1 tRNA gene and 2 rRNA genes (1 of these 3 cut by a window edge) are annotated in these 2,500 nt (G+C 55.2%); all 3 read right to left on the reverse strand.

Going from position 1 to position 2,500, the window contains the following annotated elements:
* Positions 1–77, reverse strand: a tRNA-Met gene (locus KYK29_RS22265).
* Positions 78–121: 44 nt separating this feature from the next.
* A 5S ribosomal RNA gene (gene rrf, locus KYK29_RS22270) occupies positions 122–236 on the reverse strand.
* Between the two features lie 211 nt (positions 237–447).
* Positions 448–2,500, reverse strand: a 23S ribosomal RNA gene (locus KYK29_RS22275) (it continues 930 nt past the right edge of the window).

Here is a 2,500-nt window from a genome sequence, read left to right on the forward strand (position 1 = left end):
TGGTTGCGGGGGCAGGATTTGAACCTGCGGCCTTCAGGTTATGAGCCTGACGAGCTACCGGGCTGCTCCACCCCGCGTTATGGTGTGGTTTTGTTTTGAGAAGTTTTGTTGCGTTTTGCAGACCTGGCGGCGACCTACTCTCCCGCGTCTTGAGACGAAGTACCATTGGCGCAGGGGCGTTTCACGGCCGTGTTCGGAATGGGAACGGGTGCGGCCACCCCGCAATGACCACCAGGTCGGCGAAGCGCAACATTTTCGAGAAGCTGGCAGGCTTTCGCCTTTATGATGGGAACACGTCTTGACCTTTTTTTCGCGAGGCACCAGCAGCCGGCAAAGCCGAGCCGCCGGTTGTCCGGCGCGCCGTCCGCAGGGCAGCGATCTGAGATCGCGTTGCGCCCGTGAGGACAAAAGGTCGATGCTCATCTGTGATGAGCATGAACAATGAGAACGATCAAGCCAATCGAGCGATTAGTACCGGTAAGCTTCACACATTGCTGCGCTTCCACACCCGGCCTATCAACGTGGTCGTCTTCCACGGCTCTCAAGGGAATACTCGTTTTCAGGTGGGTTTCCCGCTTAGATGCCTTCAGCGGTTATCCCTTCCGTATATAGCTACCCTGCTATGCCCTTGGCAGGACAACAGGTCCACCAGAGATACGTCCATCCCGGTCCTCTCGTACTAGGGACAGATCCTGTCAATATTCCTACACCCACGGCAGATAGGGACCGAACTGTCTCACGACGTTCTGAACCCAGCTCACGTACCGCTTTAATTGGCGAACAGCCAAACCCTTGGGACCTGCTCCAGCCCCAGGATGCGATGAGCCGACATCGAGGTGCCAAACAACCCCGTCGATATGGACTCTTGGGGGTCATCAGCCTGTTATCCCCGGCGTACCTTTTATCCGTTGAGCGATGGCCCTTCCACACGGGACCACCGGATCACTATGACCGACTTTCGTCTCTGCTCGACTTGTCAGTCTCGCAGTCAGGCGGGCTTATGCCATTGCACTCGACGACCGATTTCCGACCGGTCTGAGCCCACCATCGCGCGCCTCCGTTACTCTTTCGGAGGCGACCGCCCCAGTCAAACTACCCACCATACACGGTCCCGGATCCGGATAACGGACCGCGGTTAGACATCCATGACGATAAGGGTGGTATTTCAAGGATGGCTCCACGCAAACTGGCGTCCGCGCTTCAAAGCCTACCACCTATCCTACACATGCCGACACGAATGCCAGTGTAAAGCTATAGTAAAGGTGCACGGGGTCTTTCCGTCTGACCGCAGGAACCCCGCATCTTCACGGGGAATTCAATTTCACTGAGTCTGCGTTGGAGACAGCGGGGAAGTCGTTACGCCATTCGTGCAGGTCGGAACTTACCCGACAAGGAATTTCGCTACCTTAGGACCGTTATAGTTACGGCCGCCGTTTACTGGGGCTTCGATTCAAAGCTTGCACCTCTCCTCTTAACCTTCCAGCACCGGGCAGGCGTCAGACCCTATACGTCGTCTTGCGACTTCGCAGAGCCCTGTGTTTTTGATAAACAGTCGCTACCCCCTGGTCTGTGCCACCCCTTTCCACTTGCGTAAAAAGAGGTCACGCTTCTTCCGAAGTTACGCGTGCAATTTGCCGAGTTCCTTCAACGCAGTTCTCTCAAGCGCCTTGGTATACTCTACCGGACCACCTGTGTCGGTTTCGGGTACGGTCTATACGGTGGAGCTATTTCCCGGGACCGCTTCGCTGCAAGATCAATCCAGTAAGACCTTACAACTTACACAATCCGTCACTACCACCAGGCCCACGAATATTAACGTGGTTCCCATCGACTACGCGTGTCCGCCTCGTCTTAGGGGCCGGCTAACCCTGCTCAGATTAACTTTAAGCAGGAACCCTTGGTCTTTCGGCGAGGGGGTCTCTCACCCCCTTTATCGTTACTCATGTCAACATTCGCACTTCCGATATCTCCAGCAGCCCTCACGGGTCCACCTTCACAGACTTACGGAACGCTCCGCTACCACGTGCACTTGCGTGCACATCCTCAGCTTCGGTGCATGGCTTCAGCCCCGTTACATTTTCGGCGCAAGGACCCTTATTTAGACCAGTGAGCTGTTACGCTTTCTTTAAATGATGGCTGCTTCTAAGCCAACATCCTGGTTGTTTTGGGATCCTCACATCCTTTCCCACTTAGCCATGACTTGGGGACCTTAGATGGAGGTCAGGGTTGTTGCCCTTTCCACGACGGACGTTAGCACCCGCCGTGTGTCTGCCGAGTAGTACTCCACGGTATTCGGAGTTTGGTTAGGATCAGTAAGACGGTGAGTCCCCATAGCCCATCCAGTGCTCTACCCCCGTGGGTATTCGCTCGACGCTCTACCTAAATAGATTTCGCGGAGAACCAGCTATCTCCGAGTTTGATTGGCCTTTCACCCCTAGCCACAAGTCATCCCAATCTATTGCAACAGATATGGGTTCGGTCCTCCAGTTGGTGTTACCCA

It is taken from the genome of Shinella daejeonensis, from assembly GCF_024281235.1.
GTDB lineage: Bacteria > Pseudomonadota > Alphaproteobacteria > Rhizobiales > Rhizobiaceae > Shinella > Shinella daejeonensis.